We start from the raw sequence: 23018 nt of genomic DNA on the forward strand, positions 1-23018 counted from the left end.
CGCACAGAGGGGGCTTTTTTATGCAATCATTGAGATTGGGATATCCTTGCGTAAAGCATTACAGCGACGATAGCTATTTCCTGCTATAGAGATCTTATCCTCCTACAGCGACGATCGTCTCGTTCTGCTCGTCCTTTCTTCCGGCTTTATCATCTTCAACAACTCCTGCCCTATTCCCGCTATCCTGGTCAATGTACTATTCGTTATCTCCTTATACTTCGCCCTAAAAATACTCTCTGTAAACGGCTCATTCTTCCTCGCTGAAAAGTACTTTGGCAACAACCGAAATACTTCCTCTGCATGCTTATGCGACAACTGCCCCATTGCTCTTAGCAACCGTACCATCAGCGCCATCATCGACACCGACATATTCGTCCGGATCCTCTCGGGTGCTATCAATACCCCTGGCTCCTCCTTCATCTTCCGTTCCAGGAAATTGATCTCTACAAACAACCATTCCTGCAATAAATCCCTGATGGATGGTGCATCCGGACAATATGCCTGTCCAGATCGTAGCTGCAATTGCTGCATATCACTATATGCTTCCTTCAATAGCCTCATCTGCTCCTCAAATGAATTGGCCATATGCAACTGCCTGGTCAGCCAGGTTGTACAATAATGATAAAAATCGGTGGTATTACAGTTTAGGCAAAACAACACATATTGCAACTGATGATGCTGTAAATTATAGTTCTCCTGTTCCAGCAGTCGTAGTAAATGCTGGTGTAACTGCACCAGAAACTGCAGCTTGGCATCATTCAATTGATAAGGCAACGCCGGATCCAACTGATCAAACAACTGCATGATTAATGTCTGCAGGTCATGACAGGTGTCATCAGTAATTTCAAACCACCTTTTAATCAGCGGGATCCCGGGTAGCAATTGCTGTCTGATGATCTCCCTGTGAATATCCGGCATGGGCAGCAACCGGTTGAAATAATGCGGGAAGGTATCTCTCAGATAAACCAGGAATTCATCTAATTGAAAACAAATATCTGCGCGCAACAAGGCTGTGTTCTCCTGTATTGTGTGCGAGGATGATAGCTCTGTATTCAACCAGGACGTTGGCAATTCACCGATCACGGTGCACAACCTTTGCTGGCAAATGAGAATATAGCGTTGCATGGCCTGTTCATGCAGCCCGTTTAACCGGCATGTTTCCAGTGCTGCTTTCAGATGACTGATGGCATTGATAGTACCCTGGTGTATGGTAGCGATCAGTTCATATGTTGTAACATTGTCCTCTGGCTGTTTAAGAAATTGCAGGCTTTCTACCAGCTGGTTCAGCGGGTTCAAGGGAGTTTTCATAATGTGTTAGCGCTAATGGTTAACAATAGTAAATTTTAGTCATAGTTATTCGGAGGGTATCAGGTATAGGTGATCCTGATAATAAATGCAATATATGAAAATATACTTCATACAGCCTGTTCATTTCGTTCATTTTTCAGAGAGAGTCAGCGTGCAAATTGAGTACTGATAAGGATTTAGATGAATAACAATGATTTATAAATAATAAATAATGTGAGTAAAAGAGAAAAAATATGGGATAATTAACTCCGCATTAACTGATTTCTGCTAACAATAGTCTAGCATTGCACTTTGATTGAATTTTTTAGTCTATATCCATATGGCCGGGCATTCTTGCCCGGCTGATTTAATTATAGTCATTGATCAGGTTCACTACTACCTGGGCCATGATATCTTTTTCATCAGGTTTGCTTTCGGCTATCATAAGCGTGAGGGTGACCCATACAAAGAGAAAGACTCTCCTACTGCTCCCTTCTCAACAACATCACATTACACTCATAATACGCATCCACCTCCTTCAGCATATCCGTCGTATTCCTATACCCCGTCGTCGCTGCTATCATCCCTAACGTCAATGACTTTTGCATAATACTATCATAAATATGCATCATCCGTACCATATTTATAAACGGCGTAATCCCTATACAAAAATGATGTCTGAACCCCTGTGCCAACTGCGCCCCCGGCATATTAAACATATTCGCCAGTTCTGCTACACTATGCTGCATTTGCGGGTTCGTCGTCACATAGTTAAATACCTGGTGTAACATCACCGTCTGTATCGGTGTATACAACTGTATCGAAGGCGGAGGCGTTGCATCCTGCAGTGCAAAGTTCAAAAACAAATCCACACAGCACCTGTGCAGATAATACTGCGCCATCTCCTCTATATATTTACAGGATAATATATGCTGTACAAGGTAATTACACACGGCATTTATCCGGTAAGGCCTGTTATTAATCACCCCACTGATCTTCTGCAGCCGCTTATTCGCCAGGTTATACAACCCCGGATATTGCTGCACCAGCTTCGGAATATTCGCCGGCATGATATTTATATGAAACGACAATACCTTTTGCCCCGCTTTCATCGGCACCCGGTGCATCTCCGAATAAAGATTGAATAAATTACACTGCCGCTCTTCCAACAAAAAATCGGGTATACTAATCGTCTCTGCCCGCAAACTATCCTCATACATAAAATGCAACGCCCACAAATGGTAAGGTGAATACGGACATAGCACTATATCCTTCTTCGCAAAGATATCATGTAGCCACACTGAAAAATAACCCAGCTGCATATGCTGCGACAACATATCAAAGTCGTTATCCGACTCAAAATACAATCCCCCTGCCGGAATCACCAACTGCAGGTACTCCGTCGGCACATAGCCAGCATGAATATACTCTGTGATGAACCGGTCAATTAAAAGCAGCTTATTCTCATCGTGCAATACTGGGTACATAATCGTGTTTTTTAACGGCGATTTTGTTGATACCTCTTAAAAGGTAGTTAACACTTTCACATGAAATATGAAACTTGAATATGATGATCAAATTGCCAGATAGTTTGTCAGCAGGGTTTGAACAATGCCAGGTATCCAAACTGTTGGGGGGAATGTCGCTCCACTACAGCAAATGTTGTGTTCCAATACCGGAATAGTTAGTTTATTTATACCCTTTCTTCCCGTCATTGACCAGCATAGTGCTAAACTAATAAATTGATTGGGGTGAGTGGTTAATGACTTGTTAATAAAATAAAAAAGATGAAATTGATAAAGAAGACTGCTTGAAAACGGCAGGGGGCAAGGTGTAAAAGGAGATGTTAATTGATTGATTATGATCAGGATAATCCGGACATTGTCACCTTGTACTCCTGTACCTGGCCGCACAAAGCTTGCAGAAAAGCGTATACCTGTTGCAGTGCATCCACGATCTTATCGTGTTGATTTCCAGCAATAGCTGCTACCGGCAGTATCGTCTTCTGCATCGCTATCACAGGCTCATAAGCCCTATACTCCTGCAGCAACCTGTCTTCGTAATAATTCCAGGCCTGTATACCGGTAGTGGTTACATGAATGACAAACTCTCCCGCCGCCTGTGTGCGCGTAGCCGTGAACCCTGCTTCAATATTAACGGGGGGAATACCCGTTCCGCTAAACTGATAACAAATATCCAGGCCGTCGATATCTGTCCACCCATGATCGGCTGTCCGCTGGCGAATTCCTTTTTTAATTTCGCGGATATGGTGCATCTGCTGGCGGGTGTTTTCAATGTTCCAGGCATCATACTGCTGAATCAGCTGATCGATGGCGATAGCATTGTCGAAAAAAAAGTGGGCTAATTCATTTGGGGCCTTTTCTTCAAATATCCTGATAAGGTCTTTTTGCATACTCACGGGTTTGATTTCTTACACTAAACTAATAAAGTAAAATTTGAGATTAGTTAAGATTTGGTTAAAGGTTCATTTTATTTTTTTAATGATTGAGCAGCTGGTTTTTTCGGGATCTCCTAACTTTATATTCAATGAAATGATTAAATTCCTGCCGTATGATGAGAATGCGATACCATTACTGTTTCTTAGCAGGAGTAACAATGGTCCTGCAATTTATTTTGATCAAATACCTGTATCCGTATCCTAACTTTATGCAGGACTCTTACAATTACCTGCGGAGTGCTGCTACCAATATCGACGCTAATTTATGGCCGGTTGGGTATGCAAAATTGATTCGTTTTACAGGATTCTTTTCTCATAGTGATACGCTACTTGTTTTTATTCAGTTCTTCATCTACCACATCTGTGGACTGTACTATTTCTATACCTTACTGGAAGTACGGCCTTGTAGCAAATTGCTGCAATGGACCCTGTTTGCCTTTATCTTTCTAAACCCCGCTATTCTTTATTTAAGTAATTACGTTACCAGCGATGTGTATTTTATCGGGATAAGCCTCGTGTGGATGGCGCAATTATTCCGGCTTACTTATAAACCTACTTTCTTTTTATTGTGTGTGCACCTGGTCGTTTTGTTACTGGCATTTACTGTGCGATATCATGCATTGATTTACCCCGTGATCAGTATGACGGTGATTGTGTTTTGCCAGTATTCAAAAGGTGTGAAAATTTGGGCGGTAGGAATGGCAGTCTTCCTTGTTGGCGCCTTTGTGTTGTATACTACAAGGCAGACGGAGATGCATATGGGCAAGCGGCAATTCTCTGTTTTTAGTGGATGGCAAATGGCGAACAATGCGGTGTATGCATATGCTCGTATGCCTGTAAAACCCAAAGATACTGTGCCTGAGCAGTTCAGCGATATTCAATCGCGGGTGGATCAATGGCTCGATTCAGTGCCTATGGCTGAGAGACCCAACAGGCCAATTATGGCTTACTATATCTGGGATCCGGGATCTCCTTTACAACCAGAACCGGGGGCACAAAATATCTCTGACAATACCGGTCATCTGCGCAAGATGGCGCAAATAGCACCGTTACTAAATGATTATGGCAAGTACCTGATAGCACGGTATCCTGTACCTTATGTTGAATATTATATCTGGCCTAATTTGTTGCAGTATATCTTTCCACCGGCAGAGAATCTCGCTGTATATAATGATGGGGTAGATACTGTGCTGCCAGTGGCAAAGGAGTGGTTCCGGTATAAAGATGCACATGTGTATAAACGTGCAGGAGGAGAATTGAAGCTATTTAATTTCTACCCTTACCTGGTAGTCATCATTATGCTCTTATTTGCGATTGGTTGGGTGAGATATTTATACATGGAAGGTCGTGCAATTGCCAATGAACATTTCAGATATGCATTGACCATCGTTACTTATTACTGGCTGATCAATATTGGTTTTAGTGTGCTGGCTTCGCCGGTGGTGCTGCGGTACCAGTTGTTTAATTTAATTGTAGGGGCTACGTTTGGCGGTATGTTGTGGGATATGAAGGTGTATGGAAAGTGATAGCAACCGCATCTTTAGAAGATGAAAAAGAAATTGTTCCTGTTACCTGCTATTAGTGCTACCATATTTATATTGGTAATCATAACTTGTTTGTGGGAGTTTTTTAACTGGCGCCCTATCCCCCTAAGAGATGTCTGTTATGTTCGACTCCCCGGCCGGCAGATGGTAAAAAGAGATTATGTTGAAATTCATTTTACCGGAGATGAATGGAAGGATAATATCAAGCAGTCTTTTGCACAATTGAGAGTACATGAAATAATCGAAAGTGGAGATACCCTGCATGGGGTTCATTTTTCTTATGGCGACAGCGCTACCTACCAATTGCTTATCCGCACCTTTGACCTGTTGACTGTGGAACGTGCGGAATGTTATATTTGTGATAATGCTGAAATATGGTTTTTTAATTGCCCTAAATTATTACCCCGCTCATCCCAAAATGTTTGGAAATAATAGATATTCCCACTACCTTATTGTCCTTAATGAAAAACTATCGCGCCAATGCTTGTATCCAGACGAACCGTTTTAAAACAGGTCCTGTTCGTATCTGCCGGGCTGGCTATTTTACCCTCATGTTTTAATGGGAAAAAGCCACCGGGAAAAAAACTAAATAATTTCGCACTTAGCTCTGAGGAAACAGACACTCTCACGGCCCTTGCCGACACCCTCATCCCTGGCGGCGAGAAGCCAGGCGCCATACAGGTAAAGGCTGATCAGTATGCACTCACCCTGGTCGATGACTGCTTTACAAAAGCAGACCGTGAAAAATTCCTCACTGGCCTGAAAGCATTCCGGAAAGATTGGAAAAAAGGAGATGTAGCTTATCTGAAAAAAATGGAAGAGACTGCTGAGGGAGATGCTTCCAACTTCTATCACACTTACAAAAACTTACTCATCCAGGGCTATACCGGCTCTGAATATTATCTCACAAAGGTATTCCCCTATGAGCTTGTGCCAGGGCGATTCCACGGAAGTGTATTGGTCAATAAAGGATAAATTGTATGCCAAATATTAATACTGGCGATACCAGCCACAACTTTGATGCGATTGTGATCGGATCGGGTATCAGCGGCGGTTGGGCAGCCAAAGAGTTCACGGAAAAAGGATTGAAGACTTTAGTACTCGAAAGAGGTAGAGATGTAAAACACCTGAAAGACTATCCCACCACCAGTTTGATGCCATGGGAGTTTCCACATCGTGGACAGCTCACTGCACAGCAAAAGGAAGACAACCCGGTGGTCAGCAAATGTTATGCATTCAAAGAAGATGCCGTCCATTTCTTTGTTAAAGATAAAGAACATCCATACGTGCAGGATCAGCCATTCGACTGGATCCGTGGTTACCAGGTAGGGGGTAAATCACTCCTGTGGGCACGACAGACGCAGCGATGGAGTAACTACGACTTTGAAGGCCCTGCGAGAGATGGTTTTGCGGTCGACTGGCCTATCAGGTATGAAGACATTGCACCCTGGTATAGTTATGTGGAAAAGTTTGCCGGTATCTCCGGCAATAAGGATCACCTACCCGGACTGCCGGATGGGGAGTTCTTACCACCTATGGAGCTCACAAAAGTGGAGCAATACTTCAAAGATTTTGTTGGCAAAAACTATCATGACAGGCATGTGATCTATGGCCGTTGTGCGCACATCACAGAACCACAGGAGATCCATAAACAACAGGGTAGAATGCAATGTCAGAAACGTGACCTGTGCCAGCGAGGCTGTCCGTTTGGCGGATATTTCAGTAGCAATGCTTCTACTATTCCTTGGGCGGAGAAGACGGGTAACCTCACTTTGAAACCTGATACCGTGGTACATTCTATTATCTACGATGCACAGAAAGGTAAGGCCACCGGTGTACGTGTGATTGATGCAAAGACCCATGCTGCTACTGAATACTTTGCCCCTGTGATATTTGTAAACGCCGCTGCGGTGAATACTAATATCATCCTGCTGAATTCTACTTCTGACCGTTTCCCTAATGGTATTGGGAATGATAATGGTCTGTTAGGTAAGTACTTTGCTTTTCACAACTACCGCGCGGTGATTACCGGTAAGTATGAAGGTCTGCTGGAATATACCACTGATGGCAGACGGCCTACCAGTGCTTATATTCCCCGATTCAGAAATCTCGTAAAACAGGAGACTGATTTCCTCCGGGGCTATGCTGCAGGCTTCTATGCTATGCGGCCTTCGTTTTCAAAACCGGATGGATTTGGAGCACAACTGAAAGATAGTTTGTTCAAAAAAGATTTAGGTCCGTGGAGTGTGGGCTCTCATATGATGGGAGAAACGATTCCGAAAGAAAAAAGCCGGCTGTTCCTGGATAAGGAAAAGAAAGATGAGTGGGGGATTCCATTAGTACATACTGATATCGGGTATGATGATAATGATGAGAAGATGGTGAAAGATTTCTTTGAGCAGATGACGGATATGTATACCAAAGCAGGTTTTACTGATTTGAAAACACGTGACTCCAAACAAGCGCCCGGATTGGATATTCATGAAATGGGTGGGGTGAGAATGGGACATGATCCAAAGACCTCTTTACTGAATAAATGGAACCAGATGCACCTGGTGAAGAATGTATTTGTGACGGATGGTGCGTGTATGACATCGACCAGTACGCAGAATCCGAGTCTGACGTATATGGCGCTGACAGCGAGAGCGGTGGATTATGCGGTAAAGGAGATGAAGAAAGGAACGATATAATTATAAATGGCCTGTGAGCACTGCTCACAGGCTATCATCTTCTATTTCTCCATGTAATAATTCTATTTCATCGCCATGCGCTTCCAGTGATTTGACCCCACCCCCAAAGAACCTCAGTTTGAACAACCCAAGGGCAATGATCCCCGCCTTGCCATGCATTTCCAACCCCATTTCTTTTGATGTATTTACATTGATATCTGCTGCTCCTAGATTCAACGCTCTCAGTGCTTTTACATTTCCACTAAAGGTGAGGTCTGTATCTGCTGCTATCGTTGAGAAAATTGCCGCATCTTTGGCGTGGTATACCTGGTGTACAACTTTCCACTTTCTTTTCCAGCCGTCTGTTGCTTTAAGCTGTGCACCAACCTGGTGAATGTTCTGCATCACCTTTACATGTATCACAGGTGATTTTACAAAGAAAGAACCTTTCCTGCCGAACTTCATGGTCACTTTGGCATCGATGGCTGTCGGGGGAATGACATCTACCTGCGCGCCACCTGAAAAGTTGATCACACTGGTTTCGGATGAGGTGAAGTTAATACTGCTATCCGGGCCTTTGGCTGTATCGAAGTGAATACCAAACTCCTTGATATTACCCAATTGCATGAATACACCGTTAGAGAAAACACCATAGTCGCCTAACTGAAAGGTATTTGTAACCGGTAGCCAGGCGGCATTGACATTGAGGTGATCTTTGATAATATCATTGAATGCATCGGGGATTTTCATGGGTTAAAATTTTATTAAGATAAAGATAAAACTATTCCGGGGCATATTAATTGTTAGCTTTAAATTATGCGTACTCAACATACTACCTTCGAATCGATGGTCCGTTTAGGTGACCTCTTAAAAGCTGGCCAGGAATCTGTATCAAATGCCAGTGAGTTTGATGACAGGACCGGTTATAATACTTCCTTTTTAAAGGGATGGAATATTCCGTTACCTATGCCGCCAGCTGCAGTTATCAGAAATATCCGGTATGGGAAAGATACGGGGAAGGCTGTATTGAACTATGAACATTTTTCCCTGGTGATGTCTGCAGAAAGGCGAATGCCCATTATTACTGCTGTGAATATTGATGGTAAGCAGGCAGTGCGGAATGTGGCCAGGGAGAAAGCCTGGTATTATGATGGTCGCTTAGATAAAACTGATCAATGGGGAGATGCATTGTATGACAATAATAACCTTGACAGGGGGCATATGGTACGTAGGGATGATCCCGTGTGGGGTACGAAGGCCATCGCGCTGCTGGCGAATAAAGATACTTTTCACTTTACGAATAGTTGTCCGCAGATGGCGGCAGTAAACCAGCAGACGTGGTTAGGGTTGGAGGATTATATCTTACACAATGCAGAGACAGAAGGGATGATGGTAACAGTATTCACAGGACCTATTTTTACTGACCAGGATTTAAAATATAGGGATGCGTTAGTGCCTTTGGCATTCTGGAAAGTAGTAGCTATTGTAACGGAGAGTGGGCGTAAATCTGCGACTGCGTATAAGATCAGCCAGGAGAAGGAGTTGAAGACGTTGGAGTTTGTATACGGCGCTTATCAGACTTATCAGGTGAGTGTACAGCAGGTGGCAAAGGAGACGGGGATTGATTTTGGTGAATTGGAAGGGTATGATGGGTTTACGGATTATGAGCAAAAGCATGGTGGGGTGTTGGCTGTAAAACTGACCCGGTTGAGTGAGATAAAGGTTTAAGTAAAAAAGAAGCATCAGCTCCCCAGGCAGCCATTTATTTCCTACTTTTACACCATGGATTCCATCCTTCATCTACATACACAAAACAACAAGCTCCCCATCCGTATCATCTCTCCTACCTTTGGGAGCCTGCCTCCGGAAATTCTGGATACCTATTCGCCTGCTCATCGCAAAACGCATTACCTGTTCCTTTTTGTGCTGGAAGGCACTACCCGCCATGGTGTGGACTTACAGCATTTCGATATACAGGCAGATGAGTTGCTTTTTGTACTCCCCCACCAAATCCACCATGTACCTGATTCTAAAAAAGGTACCAACTTTTTTAAACTGGGTTTTGATGAGAGTAGTTTATCTCTCCTGCCAAGGCAATATCCTTTTCTCATCAATCCATTAAACAACCAGAAAATCCGGTTCACCCCGCCTGCAGCTGCCAGACTCAAATCCATTTTTGAAATGCTGCTCGGACTGCTCAGTACTATGGATACTGATCCCGACCTTATCCTGGCACATCTCAATAGCTTATTGACAGAAATCAACTCCGCTTATTTTGCAGTGAATAAACAACCGGCGGATGATAAGCTCTCTAAATACATCAATTTTAAGTTATTAATAGAGAACAATCTCACGGATCATCCCAGTATTATTGAGATTGCTGAAGAACTTGCTTTGAATACGAATAGTTTGTATAACATCGTCAAACGATATTCTGGTCTGAGTCCTAAAGAATTCATTACTAACAGACTTATACTGGAGGCAAAGCGAAGGTTGTTTTATTCAAGAAACTCTTCTATTAAGGAACTTGCTTATGACCTGGGGTTCAATGATCCCGAATACTTTTCCCGTTTGTTTAAGAAAGTCACCGGTCAGACCATCGCTACCTTTATCCAGGATTTGTCAGGGAACTAATACGTGTTGTCCTGTCTCCCTTTTGTGCTTCTTAGGAACTTTGTTCATATTAACCCCAACAATTTGCCACCTTTATCCAGGATTTGTCAGGGAACTAATACGTTTTGTCCGGCTCCTCCTTTGTCCTTCTTAAGAACTTCGTTCCTGCAAAAAAACAGCACTATGAACAGAAAATTAGGAACAAACGGACCACTCGTATCAGCCATCGGCCTGGGATGTATGAGCTTGTCAGGAGCTTACGGCGCATCAGATGACCAGGAATCTATTGCCGTGATAGAAAGAGCCCTTGAGTTGGGGCATAACTTTATAGACACTGCAGATTATTACCGTACCGGTCACAATGAAGAATTGATCGGAAAAGCCATTAAAGGTAAGCGTGACAAAGCTTTTCTCTCCGTAAAAACAGGACAGCTGTTCGCACCGGCAGCTAATAAAGGTTTTACTTTCGGCCCGGTAAATGCCCATCCTGATTATTTGAAGAATGCCATTCTCTACAGCTTGCAACGCCTGAAAACCGATTATATTGATCTTTATACTCCCGGTCGTGTAGATCCGAATGTACCTATTGAAGAAACCGTCGGCGCACTGGCTGATATGGTGGATAAGGGCGTAATTCGTTACATCGGGCTTTCTGAAGCAGCTGCATCTACCATTAGAAAAGCAGCCGCTGTAGCGCCTATTACAGCCTTACAAATTGAATATTCTCTATGGAGCAGGGAGATTGAAGCCGAAGTACTTCCTACTACCCGCGAACTGGGTATTGGTATTGTTGCTTATTCACCTTTGAGCAGGGGATTCTTAACCGGTGAAATAAAATCTCCTGAAGACCTGAAAGATAACCGGCCAAACATGCCGCGTTTTCAGGGGGAGAATTTTTACAAAAACCTGGAACTGGTGGATAAGATCAAAGCATTGGCTGCGCAGAAAGGTTGTACGCCTACACAGTTGGCACTTGCATGGGTATTGGCGCAGGGGGAAGATATCATTGCTATTCCGGGGACGAAGCGAATTCAAAGACTGGAAGAAAATATTGCAGCAGAAAATATTCAACTTACGCAGGAAGATCTGCAGGATATAGAAGCAATCATGCCTGCCGGTATTGCATCAGGCAGCCGTTATCCTGAATTCCTGATGAAGGCATTGAATCGATAATAGGGATGTATCGGACATAGCGGATCGTAAGTTACTATAGCAGCGTGGGGATTTATTAAAGGGGGGATCCCCCTTTAATTATCCTCTCCTTTTTCTTCTTTTTTAATTTTCTCCCGTTCCTCCGGTGGAACCGTCGTCAAATTACCGTCCTCATCCAGGTATGCCATCATACTCTCAAGCCCCTGTCCTTTCGCAGAATTTGCCTTCCGCTCCTGCTTCCTGTTCTCTTTCTCCTGTTTTGCAACCTTCTTTTTATTCTCTAATGTCTTTTTATTCCAGCTTATTGCCATAGTATTAATAATTGGTGAAAGAATATAAAACCCCTGGATGATGTTATCCAATACAAAGGTTAACTATCATCTCAACTGATAAGAAATAGCAAGTGTAGTGTTAGTCTGGATCGCTATTAGTGTTGGATAAAGATTAGCATTATTAAAATGTGCCAGACAGATGCTAATAAACTATGGCAAAGGTACGTTTTATTTTCCGCTATAAAAAACATAAGCGCTGTCACCAGCGCTTATGTTCTAAAAATCGTTATTACAGGGACAACCAGTCACTATCTTCTTTATAATCATCTACCGGGGTCGACAGGTTCTCTATACCAAGATTAGACACCAGGTGTGCTATTTCCATCTTCACATTGCCAATACAGTTTTCTACCAGGTCTTTTCTAAACCCTGCATCTTCTATTTCCAATGTATAATCTGTACAAATGAGTCTGCTGATGATTTTACCCAGATCCACCATTTTACGTTGGGTCAATGTCGTGGATATATTACAGCTTAGCTGTTCCTTAAAGTATTCAGCAGATCGCTGTGCAAGCGGGAAGGTAGACAAAAAGTTGTACAGGCTGCTGGTATGATGGCGTTTCATCTTCTTTATCACCACATCAGCTATCTGTGTGTATAACATCTCGTTAGAGCCTTCAAAGATCTGGAACGGCCTGCTATCCACAATACCTCTACCCGCGATATGACTGATCTTGTAGCCGTTAGCCCCGGACAACTGCAAACACAGCTGGGCCGATTCGTGCATCAGGTCTGTCACTAACGCCTTCATACTGTTTGCTTCCAGTCCTTCTGTAGCCAGGTTATTTTCAATCCCGCTGATCTTGCTGCTCTTGTAGCACATAGCGGAGCAAATGGTAAAGGCAGTTTGTATACGTGACAGCTGGAACTTAATGGAATCCATTGCATACAGGTTACCTGCACCTACCATCCTGTTCTTGGTATGATCCAGGGCTTCGTCCAGCATACGCCTGATAAAGCCCATGCCCATGCCGGGGAACTGCATCCGGCTTCTGTGCAGGATGTCCAACATCATCTTAATACCCGTACTTTCAGGATTTAATATGTGCTCTTTCGGCACCTGGATGTCAATTTTATTCAATCCATAGGGAATCATGTACAAACCAAGATTATTGTAATATGACTCCACGATGATCTTTTGCCCTTTCTTACAGTTGTCTGCCATAAAGAAATCTACATCTCTCGACAAGCTGCCGTCTTCCTGTTCCCTTCTGGCAGCTATCAGCCAGTAGTTTGCCTGGCCGGTCAGACCTTGCCAGTGCTTGGAGCCTTTGATGGCATATGTATGATCCAGCTCCTTGTAAGCCGTCATCATATTCAATGCATCACTCCCAAAATCCGGCTCCGTGATCATGAGGCCCCCCATACTCTGGTGGTGCAGGAAGTTGTCGAAGACTTCCTTTTTTACCTCCTTATTGCCATATTTTGCCAGCGGCTCCAGGAACAAAGCGATATTAATCCCAAAGGTCAGAGACAGTGGTAAAGATTCATAAGCCGCAGCAGACAATAGTGAAAGACACTCCTTTACAATACATCCTCTTCCTCCAAATTCCGTAGGTATGGCCACTGACAAAGGTGCCGTGTCCATAATGTCTTTCCATATATTGTCCGGCAGGCCTCGTTGAAGACTTAACTGATTAATATCGTTTTGTTCGTAAAATATTCGTCTAAGCGTCCGCTCAAAATCAGCAATGAACTCCGTGAGACTCCTTGAATTTTCCATATTATCCTCCTTTAAAAAAGCAATCGGCCCTAAATATAGGACTTTGGCCAATATTAAACGGCGATTGCCCCGGGAGAATAACTATTGAACAGCCTTATTTAACGTGGACTCATAGTGATATTTACCACTTCCGACTTCCTCTTTCCCTTCTTTTCCAGGTACATATATTTCGGCTGTTGTGTTCACAGGTATCTCTACATCCATGATGAATCGGGTGTCCTGGATCTTCCAGTCTACCCCGATCCTGCCATATCCACTCTCATAACCGGCTTTTGCGTAAGTCAGGTTGCCGCCCGGTCTGGGCATGATTTTGATCTTCTTAAAGCCGGTAGTGGAGGAATCCATATTTATCCCTGCTATGTTCTTATACATCCAATCGCCAATGGCCCCATAGGCGTAGTGGTTAAAGGAATTCATGTCTGTGGTCTGGAAGGTACTGTCTGTCTTCATACCATCCCAACGCTCCCAGATAGTGGTGGCACCCATTTTTACTGGATATAACCAGGATGGATATGTTTCCTGCAACAGTAACTTATAAGCTACGTCAGTATACCCAAACCTGGTCAACGTGTTTGACAATAGATAGGTACCCAGGAACCCGGTGGTCAGGTGGTTATTATAGCTGGCAATATCGTCTACCAGGTATTTGGCAGCCATGGGCCTTATGTTTTCCGGCAGCATGTCAAATGCCAGGGCCAGCACATAAGATGTCTGGGTATTAGACATGATACGGCCGTTGGGTGTGACATATTCTGCACAAAAGGCATCTTTTATTTTTTTCAGTAATGCGGTATACTTTGCCACATCATCCTGTTTGCCTAATACTTTGGCCGCGTTAATAACCAGTTGTGTGGACAATGCATAGTAGCACTGGGTAGTGATGTAAGTATAGGTGTCTGCGGAGCGGTTTTCTGATTTATAAGATAACCAGTCGCCAAAGTGTGCACCACTGGCCCACATATTGTTGGGGGATTGCAGCTGAATATAATCTACCCATGCTTTCATGGAAGGATATTGATTTTCCAGCAACCGCTTGTCGCTATATACCTGGTACATGGTCCAGGGTACTACCGTTGCCACATCTCCCCAGCCAGCAGAACCTGATGCGTCATTGCCCAATACATTTGGAATCACATGGGGTACGGCACCATTCGGTACCTGATCTGCGGCCAGGTCACGAAGCCATTTAGTAAAGAAGGTATTTACATTGTGATTGAAAGTAGCCGTTTGTACAAATGCCTGCGCATCGCCGGTCCAGCCAAGGCGTTCATCGCGCTGTGGGCAGTCTGTAGGAATGTCTACGAAATTGTCCACCTGGCTCCATTGTATGTTATGTTGCAGTTGATTGATCATGGGATTAGAGCACTCAAAGTTGCCGGTGGCGGGTGTGTTTGAATAAATGGCGACAGCTTCAATGCCGGTCATTTTCGCTTTGGTCTTTACTCTTACATACCTGAAACCATGGAAGGTAAAGTGTGGTTCAAAGAATTCTTCACCTTTGCCGCTTAGTACGAAGATGTCTTTGGCAGCAGCTGTACGCAGGTTGGCATTGTAGAAGTTACCTTTCTTATCCAGGATCTCACCATGTTCGAGGATGATGCTATCGCCTGCATTGCCCGTAGCTTTGAAGTGAATAAAACCGGAGAGGTTCTGGCCAAAGTCGATCACATTTTCACCGGCAGGTGTTTTAATCATTTTGATATTGCTGAAGACCTCGTGCTTTGTAACAGGGGGTGATACGCTGGCTACCAGGTTGTTCAGCGGAATGTTGATCACTTTTACACCAGTCCAGGTAGTCTCTTTGCGGTTATCCTGCCATTCGCCATTGTATATTTCTGAGTAGGTGATCTTGCCGGTACCTGATTTCCAGTGCTCGTCAGTGATGATGGTTTCTTTGGTGCCATCGGTATAGGTGACTTCCATTTGATATAACACACCCAGTGTTTTACCATATTTATTTTCACCCCAACCGATTGTTCCCCTGTACCAACCGGAACCTACAGTTATTTCAATATTGTTATCTCCGGGTTGCAGCAGGTTAGTCACATCGTACGCCTGGTATTGCAGGCGCTTGTTATAGCTGGTGAAACCGGGCGTGAGAAAACCATCACCTACTTTTTTATCATTGATGCGGGCTTCGTACAAACCATGACTGGTGATGTAAGCGATTGCCGAAGCTATTTTTTTGCCGTTATGAAAACTGGTTTTGAAGATAGGGCATGGGCGGTTGGTGGCTGGCTCCTGGTAACCAGGTTCAATCCATTTTGCTTTCCAGTCGGTAATTCCCATACGAAAGTAAGCCGGTTCGGTAGCCGTGGTGCTATGACCATGGTTATCCCACACCTTTACTTTCCAGCTATATAGTTTGCCGGGTGTGAGTGCATCTCCTTCATAAGGGGCATGCAACGACTCGGCAGTAGCCATCTTCCCACTTGTCCATGTGGTTTTCCTGCCATCCATCACAGTAATTTCATAGGCCGATTGAAGGGTGTTTGGTTGCTCTGTGTTGAGTATCCAGCTAAAGCGGGGATGTGCATTGTCAATACATTGTGGATCTTTTAAACCTTCCGTAAGCAGTTGTTTGACCTGTAGCTGCGCGGAGAGAGAAAGATATAGAGCCTGGGCTACGAATAAAAGACTGAGACGCTTATTCATAAGTGCATGATGTGGAATGTGTGAATGAATTTAGACCTGAAGAATAAATTTATCAAAATGAATTAGAAAATTATAATTTTTTCTATACCGTGAACATATTCTTTTTCGATACGTTAAATATGCTGGAAATTGGAAGCCCTCATGTGAATAATGATTAAATGAATTATAACCACGACTCAATCATCTCCACGACCCTAACTATTTGAATCTATGAGAAGTAGCATGCAGCGACATTTGTCCTTTCTGCTGGATCAGGCACGTCCTGAAAGAAGGGGCGTCACAGCCCTGAGAGCAGCAGTGTTTAACGTATCCGGGGTTAGAGCGGAAGGCATTACCGCAGGGCCCCTCATTCCGCCGGAATTCAATCCTAAAGACTGGCTCACTTACATGCTCCATATTGATGCAGAGCTGGAGCATAGCCTGATGGTGCAATACCTGTATGCGGCGTACAGCCTGGGTGGCGATCATGTGCCTGCAGCACAGCAGGAGCTGGTGAGGAGCTGGCAGGAAGTGATCATGGGTATTGCAAAGGAAGAGATGGGGCACTTTGTGTCTGTTCAGAATGTATTGCGGGTGATAGGTGCGCCTTTGAATTTCGGCAGACAGGATTTTCCGTATGATTCTACGTTGTATCCATTCGATTTCACTTTAGAGCCTTTGTCCAAAGCCTCGCTGGCTAAGTATGTGTATGCAGAGTCACCTGCCGGCTGGCTGAATATCCAGGATGGGGATGATGCGGAAACAAAGGAGATCAAGGCGGAAATTAAGGCATTACTGCCTACATCGAACCTGGGTGATCCCATCAGTGTATTGTTTGAAAGCATCATTGAACTGTTGGAAAATGAGGCGATGATACCTGATGATGTTTTTGGTGTGGAAACGTATCCTTTCCAGGCAAAGCCGGATGAGTGGCAGCGGGGTTATGACCATGGTGCGAGGGGAAACAGTACCCATGCGAGTCCGGCGAATACACCGAATGTGCTGGTGGTGCCACTCACCTGTCGTACAGATACTGTAGCCGCAGTAAAAGCGATTGCAGAGCAGGGAGAAAACCCCGATGCAGATGATGCAGATGAATCACATTTCCAACGATTTTTGAATATCTATAAGGCATGGCGAAAATTGCCGGATAGTTTTAATCCTGCCAGGAACATTCTCACGAATCCTTATGTATCGCCTGAAGAAACGGCAGTGGCAAGTGATGGGGATAGTGTGATTACGGATTTTCATGCGAGGTTCTGGGCGAATTTATTCAATGTTCGTTACCGGATGTTGTTGAATTTTTTAACGCATAGTTTCCTGTTGGGGGATGGGTACAATGATATGGTCCATTCACCGAGAGGGATGATTATACATGCGACATTCGGGGAGATGTATAACCTGCGTACCATCGCAAATGTATTGGTGAATATGCCTGCGGGAGCAGGTACGGATAAGATGGCGGGGCCGCCGTTCCTCACGCCTTATACATTAGACCTGCCGTTTGGAGAAAGGAACAAATGGCGCGTGCATAAGGATCTGCTGGATGCTTCGGGCGGGATTATTGCCACATTGCTGGCGTTTGAAAATCAGCCTTACAAGACTTATCTGTATTCATTGCAGGCGGCTGATAAGAAACTGATGGATGTAGCGGATGCGATATTGGCCGGGGATAAGGTTTGTATGAAATAATCATTTAAAAAATATTGTATGCAAATTTCTGGTTTAAGGATTTTGCCTCCTATCGCTATTGGTCGATTGGGTTCTTCAGCAACGCCTATGGATGCTTTCCGGCTGGATGTGGACCCTACCAATCCACTTGATTTTAGAAAAATTACAGTGGAGGAATCTTATAATGTAGATCCTACAACGGGGATCATGACGAAATTCACACCTGATAAAGTCATCTTCAAAGATGCTGCGGATGTAGATGTAAAGAATGGTACGGTGCGGCCTGTGGCCCCTTTCCTTGAAGTGTTTGCGATTACAGATGAACAGCCGGATCAACTGGTACCTTTGACAACTGATCTGTTGACAAAAGCAGGGTTGAGTCTGAGTAGTATATCATGGCATGTGCATCTGGCGAATATCAAATTGTATCGTCGTACACAGAGTGAGAAAGATAAGATCAATGCGGAAATTACTTACATACAATCCCATAACCTGTTACCGGTGGAAGGAGTGTGTGACAATTTCATTGATGGTAAAAAACTGCCGTTAGGACATGTGCAGTTTATTCAGCCTACTAGTGAGTTTCCCCAGATCAGGTTTAGGTTTACACCGGGTCCGGGCAGGATCTATGGCTGTTCTACTACGAGGATTCCGGCAGAAGGTAGTGCGGCGGAGCCAGATCCATTGTATTTAAAATATGGAGACGACTTTTTATTGTATAATAAAGATGGGGATTGGTTCAACTATGTGGAAGGGAACCAGGAAAGACCCATCTTAACTAATCCTGCGGGGATCTTTGCAGGATATGATTCTGGTGATAACAGGGTGAGTTGGGGATATGTGGATGATGAGTGTGATGGTCGTATTACCATAGAGTTGAAGCAAGCAGACAATACATTGTTGACAGCAAGTGCGCATGTATGTGCCGGACCACCTGCGTATGCGCCAGATACATTGCCTGTACGTGTGGTGACGGATGAGATAGAGCAAATCTTATTAGGGCCTGATGTGGATAAAGAGGTACCTATAGAAGAAGCGCAGGAGATAGTTAGGAGAGCATTGGAGACCGTGCGACTCATGAATACGGCTATCATGAATGGGAATAACTATTATGGCAGACCACGGCCTGCGAGTATGATGCCGGCACAGGATTCAAATGATTTTGGCAGGATGTATGAGCCGATCATGGCTACGTCTATTGTGGATAACTTAGCGGTGCTGGCCATTCATGAAAGGGTCTTCAATGGTATTGGTACGCCTGCTACGAATGCCTGGTTTGACAGTGCATTGCGCAGGCCGGATAGTATTGGAAATTTATCCAATGAGGAAAGACGAAAAATGCCGGCGATGATGCGTGGGGCTGATGGCAGGGCGTTGTGCTTTACATACAGGCAGATTCATACCATTATTCAGAGTGCGGCTGCTGCCATGTTTCAGGCTGGTGCGGCTAAGTTGAATAGTTCGAATGTTGGCAGTATTCCTGTTGCGGATTTATATAGCCAGTTACATTACAAGGGACAAGGGAACCCTTATTCAGTGATGGCAAGGAGTGCCATTTCAAATTGTTTCCCGGGTTTGGAGATGGACTTTAGAAACCTGTGGCGGCGGGCTTTCAAAGGGATCACTTTGATTGAGAATAACAACTTTATTGTAGATGCGGAGGAGGAATTTGCACATCTCCTGTATCATCGCTTAGTAGGTGTAGCTGGTAAACCAACCATGGTGCCCACAGAAGGACCGACTTTTCCGAGGAGCGGTAACCTGCCTTTGATCAATACTTTCAATCCGAATGGGGTGTCTTTTATGGAGTGGTCTAACGGGCTGGCATATGTGTTACAGAACCAGGGTAAGGAGGTGGAATGTTATTTTACAAAGGATGAGTCTAATACAGAGGTGGTGGTGAAGGCTGCTGACCTGAATACGGGGAATACTAACCTGGTGCGCGTGGTGATGACGGTGAATACTTTCTTTGAAGAGCAGAGTGCTGCTTTGAATGATGATATCATCAAAGCGGGGGAATTGACACAGGGTTTATGTGCGCCCTGGCAGAATGATTATAGGGAATGTGCCTGTTATTATTGGGCAGCTTCCCGTCCTGATTATGTGAATGTAGTGCCGGGGCCGGATGGGGTTAGTCGTGGGGATAACTGGATGTCTAAGCGGCGGAGTGGAAATTATATACCGGATAATAGGGCGGATAGTCGGTTATTGACTTATGATGATTTGTTTGAGAATTGGGAAGGGGAGTTGAATTTTCTGGTGAAGGGGAATGATGCGTTGGATTCTGATGGGAGTAAAAAACAGGTGTAATGGGTACATATGGAGCGCTTGCCACTAAGCTGGCAGCCAGAATTGCAAAGGATGCGGCCCCTGGATCGGCACATGTGCATATGATTCCGGGGAACGGTGATCCTCTGATCTTTTTACCAAATGGCAGCCGTTTGTTTAGGGGAAACCCTGAGCAGACGGCTTTTATCAATTCGCTATTAGCTGCCGGTGATGATCATGCTATTGCTTTGGGTTTGTTAGGGATGGAAATAGATGGTCCGGCTCTTATTGATGATGCGATTCCTGACCCGCCTTTGCATGCGTTATCATTGGCCATCTCGCAGAGTTGTAACATGGGATGCAGTTATTGTTATGCAGGTCAGGGTGAGTTTGGAACGGGTGTGGCGAGTAGTATGAATGTGGAGATGGCTTTTAAGGCGGTGGATTTGTTATTGAAGGATAAGTCTGCTGGTGATAAGGTGCAATTGTCTTTTATGGGAGGCGAGCCATTGATGAACAGAGCCGGTATTCGTATGGCAACGGCGTATGCGGCCAAGCAGGCGGCTGTGCGCGGGGTGGAGATAGGATTTTCGATCACTTCTAATGGTACTTTGATAAGAGCGGAAGATGCGCAGTTTTTTGAGGAATTTGGTTTTGCGGTGACGATTAGTCTGGATGGATTGAAGGAGGATCACGACAGGATACGAACTTTGAAAAATGGTCGTGGTACGTATGACCAGGTGATGGCGAATATAGCGCCGTTGTTATCATTGCAGCAACGCATGCAGGTATCAGCAAGGGTGACGGTTACGCCGATGAATATGGAGTTACATAAAGCGTTGGATACGTTTATTGATATGGGGTTTCATAGTGTAGGTTTTTCGCCTTTGCTGCGGGCGGATGATGGTGCTCATGAAATGAGTGCGTATGACCTGGAACATTTATTAGCGGAGATGATTGCTTGTGGATTACAGTTTGAAGAGGCGGTGTTGAGTGGACGGCGGTATCCGTTTTTGAATATGGTGAATGCTTATAAGGAGATTGCTAAGTCTACGCATCGACCTTATCCCTGTGGTGCCGGAGCGGGGTATTTAGGTGTAGCTGCGAATGGAGAGTTGGCAGCCTGTCATCGGTTTGTGAATGATGCAAGAGCAGGAATGGGGAGTGTGGATAATGGGGTGGATGCTACCTTACAACAGGCATGGTTGACTGACCGGCATGTGCATCAGCAGCAGCCATGTAGTGGGTGTTGGGCAAGGTATTTATGTGGGGGTGGTTGTCATCATGAGGTGTTGGAAAGAGGAAGAGGCGCTTGTGATTATATCAGGGGATGGCTGCATTTTACCTTGCAGTCTTATGAAAGGATAAACAGGTTGATGCCGGGTTATGACAAAATATGATGTTTGTATTTTCGGAGGCGGACCTGCCGGGAGTGCTATGGCAAAGCGGCTTATTGAAATGGGGTATAGTGTAGTGGTGATTGAGAAGGTGGTGTTTCCAAGAGCGCATGTAGGGATTTCATTGTCGCCGGGTGTGGAGCATTGGTTGCGCGTTTTAAAAGTGGAGGTGGATCAATCTCTTTCGCCGCGCTCTTTATTATTATGGGAGAATGATGAGGTGGTAGAAAAAGAAGGCGGCTGGCATGTGGATAGGGGATGGTTTGATCAGTTATTATTGAATGCATCGGGTGCGCGGGTCATTTTTGGGAATGCATATCCGATAGAGAATATACATAGTGAGTGGGATGTTTATATAGAACAGGAACTTTTATTTTCAGCAAGATTTCTTGTGGCAGCTACCGGACGGCGCCCTCTGTTAAAGGGGCGCCGTCGTGCTATATTGCCGGTTACGGTGGCGGCGTATGCGAGGTGTATTTCACAGACTTTTATTGAGGCGGGGAGGGATTGTTGGTATTGGGGTGGCGGCGGTTTGAGTTTTGTATTTGCAGATCCGGGAGAGGTGCAGCAGTTTAGTTCTGTGAAAGATTTTTTTGCGGAGAAAATGCGGGTGTGTCGGTTAATGTCTTTGAAAGATTTTGGGGAAGTGAACATGTGTACGGCTACTGCTTATGTGGATGAGTCGCCGGTGGGGAGGAATTTTATTAAGATAGGAGATGCGGTGTTTACGATGGATCCGTTGTCGGCACAGGGCGTGCAGAAGGCATTGAAAACGGCAGTGCAGGGAGCGGTGGTGGTGAATACGATATTGAAGGGGGATGTATCAGCCGGCGTAGCGTTTTATAGGAATATGATATCAGGTGAAGTGAGTAAACATGTACGCTGGACGCAGCAGTTTTATCAATCCCAGGGAATTTATGAAAGTAATTTTTGGCGGCAGCGAAGCGGGCAGTTGTCACCTTTGCATCCGGACCAGGTATTGGCAATCAGAAAAGAGGATGTATTAATATTCAACCCAAATGCAGAGATAGTGCCTGTGCCGGTGCTTGGGAGTGAAATGATCCATTATGAATATGGGGTAAAATTACCTGACAGTGATGAGCCTTTTGTATATGTGAGTGAAAAGCCTGTGGTGGAGTTGATCAGGCAATTAGATCAGCGATGTGTAAATGAAGGCATTCATTTATTTGGAATGGAGATCCTGCGATGGCTGGTTTATCACAGGATAATGATAAAAGCCTTCATGCTTCATGCATGAAGGCTTTTGTAT

18 protein-coding genes are annotated in these 23018 nt (G+C 44.6%); 11 read left to right on the forward strand and 7 right to left on the reverse strand.

From position 1 onward, the window contains the following. Window positions 1-102 precede the first annotated feature (102 nt). The 3 genes from ABDW16_RS12070 to ABDW16_RS12080 form a co-directional block, all read right to left on the reverse strand. Window positions 103-1308, reverse strand: coding sequence for a hypothetical protein (locus ABDW16_RS12070; RefSeq protein ID WP_343670022.1), 1206 nt, complete (start codon window positions 1306-1308; stop codon window positions 103-105). Between the two features lie 461 nt (window positions 1309-1769). After that, on the reverse strand, window positions 1770-2774 hold the full coding sequence (locus tag ABDW16_RS12075) for a hypothetical protein (protein ID WP_343670023.1): 1005 nt from the start codon (window positions 2772-2774) through the stop codon (window positions 1770-1772). 377 nt (window positions 2775-3151) lie between these two features. Further along, entirely contained in the window at window positions 3152-3700 is a 549-nt protein-coding gene (locus tag ABDW16_RS12080) for a hypothetical protein (RefSeq protein ID WP_343670025.1), read from the reverse strand. 158 nt (window positions 3701-3858) lie between these two features. On the opposite strand from ABDW16_RS12080, the gene ABDW16_RS12085 reads away from it, so the two are divergent. Genes ABDW16_RS12085 through ABDW16_RS12100 form a run of 4 tightly spaced genes read left to right on the forward strand, consistent with a single transcriptional unit; the run spans window position 3859 to window position 7979 of the window. Beyond that, on the forward strand, window positions 3859-5271 hold the full coding sequence (locus tag ABDW16_RS12085; RefSeq protein WP_343670027.1) for a hypothetical protein: 1413 nt from the start codon (window positions 3859-3861) through the stop codon (window positions 5269-5271). Between the two features lie 21 nt (window positions 5272-5292). Beyond that, a complete protein-coding gene (locus ABDW16_RS12090) occupies window positions 5293-5721 on the forward strand; it encodes a hypothetical protein (protein WP_343670028.1) in 429 nt (142 codons plus the stop codon). 48 nt (window positions 5722-5769) lie between these two features. Next, a complete protein-coding gene (locus ABDW16_RS12095; RefSeq protein WP_343670029.1) occupies window positions 5770-6264 on the forward strand; it encodes a gluconate 2-dehydrogenase subunit 3 family protein in 495 nt (164 codons plus the stop codon). Between the two features lie 5 nt (window positions 6265-6269). Next, window positions 6270-7979 carry a GMC family oxidoreductase gene (locus ABDW16_RS12100; protein WP_343670030.1) on the forward strand — a complete coding sequence of 570 codons (1710 nt, stop codon included), beginning with the start codon at window positions 6270-6272 and terminating at the stop codon, window positions 7977-7979. A 24-nt stretch (window positions 7980-8003) separates the two neighbouring features. Here ABDW16_RS12100 and ABDW16_RS12105 read toward each other — a convergent pair whose 3' ends face one another. Next, entirely contained in the window at window positions 8004-8708 is a 705-nt protein-coding gene (locus ABDW16_RS12105; RefSeq protein ID WP_343670031.1) for a hypothetical protein, read from the reverse strand. Between the two features lie 66 nt (window positions 8709-8774). Between ABDW16_RS12105 and ABDW16_RS12110 the strand changes: the two genes are divergently transcribed. From ABDW16_RS12110 to ABDW16_RS12120, 3 genes are all read left to right on the forward strand, one after another. Continuing rightward, on the forward strand, window positions 8775-9686 hold the full coding sequence (locus ABDW16_RS12110; RefSeq protein ID WP_343670032.1) for a DNA/RNA non-specific endonuclease: 912 nt from the start codon (window positions 8775-8777) through the stop codon (window positions 9684-9686). Window positions 9687-9740: 54 nt separating this feature from the next. After that, entirely contained in the window at window positions 9741-10592 is an 852-nt protein-coding gene (locus ABDW16_RS12115) for a helix-turn-helix domain-containing protein (protein WP_343670034.1), read from the forward strand. A gap of 162 nt (window positions 10593-10754) precedes the next feature. After that, window positions 10755-11744: an aldo/keto reductase gene (locus ABDW16_RS12120; protein ID WP_343670035.1), complete on the forward strand. Its 990-nt coding sequence runs from the start codon at window positions 10755-10757 to the stop codon at window positions 11742-11744. Window positions 11745-11818: 74 nt separating this feature from the next. On the opposite strand, the gene ABDW16_RS12125 is transcribed toward ABDW16_RS12120, so the two are convergent. From ABDW16_RS12125 to ABDW16_RS12135, 3 genes are all read right to left on the reverse strand, one after another. Next, window positions 11819-12034 carry a hypothetical protein gene (locus ABDW16_RS12125; RefSeq protein ID WP_343670036.1) on the reverse strand — a complete coding sequence of 72 codons (216 nt, stop codon included), beginning with the start codon at window positions 12032-12034 and terminating at the stop codon, window positions 11819-11821. Between the two features lie 250 nt (window positions 12035-12284). Beyond that, window positions 12285-13778, reverse strand: coding sequence for an acyl-CoA dehydrogenase family protein (locus ABDW16_RS12130; protein ID WP_343670037.1), 1494 nt, complete (start codon window positions 13776-13778; stop codon window positions 12285-12287). Between the two features lie 81 nt (window positions 13779-13859). After that, the gene (locus ABDW16_RS12135) at window positions 13860-16433 is read right to left on the reverse strand and encodes a glycoside hydrolase family 78 protein (protein WP_343670039.1); all 2574 of its coding nucleotides are present in this window, start codon (window positions 16431-16433) and stop codon (window positions 13860-13862) included. A gap of 210 nt (window positions 16434-16643) precedes the next feature. On the opposite strand from ABDW16_RS12135, the gene ABDW16_RS12140 reads away from it, so the two are divergent. From ABDW16_RS12140 to ABDW16_RS12155, 4 genes are read left to right on the forward strand one after another with little or no spacing between them, the layout of a single operon-like run. After that, on the forward strand, window positions 16644-18104 hold the full coding sequence (locus tag ABDW16_RS12140; protein WP_343670040.1) for a ferritin-like domain-containing protein: 1461 nt from the start codon (window positions 16644-16646) through the stop codon (window positions 18102-18104). Window positions 18105-18122: 18 nt separating this feature from the next. Then, the gene (locus ABDW16_RS12145; RefSeq protein ID WP_343670041.1) at window positions 18123-20393 is read left to right on the forward strand and encodes a hypothetical protein; all 2271 of its coding nucleotides are present in this window, start codon (window positions 18123-18125) and stop codon (window positions 20391-20393) included. Beyond that, on the forward strand, window positions 20393-21751 hold the full coding sequence (locus ABDW16_RS12150) for a radical SAM protein (RefSeq protein WP_343670042.1): 1359 nt from the start codon (window positions 20393-20395) through the stop codon (window positions 21749-21751). The genes ABDW16_RS12145 and ABDW16_RS12150 overlap by 1 nt, the downstream gene beginning before the upstream one ends. Continuing rightward, window positions 21738-23006, forward strand: a complete 1269-nt coding sequence (locus ABDW16_RS12155) for a hypothetical protein (protein ID WP_343670043.1) — start codon at window positions 21738-21740, stop codon at window positions 23004-23006. Before ABDW16_RS12150 ends, ABDW16_RS12155 begins: the two co-directional genes overlap by 14 nt. Window positions 23007-23018 lie beyond the last annotated feature (12 nt).

Origin of the sequence: Chitinophaga sp., assembly GCF_039596135.1 — a bacterium.
Taxonomy (GTDB): domain Bacteria; phylum Bacteroidota; class Bacteroidia; order Chitinophagales; family Chitinophagaceae; genus Chitinophaga.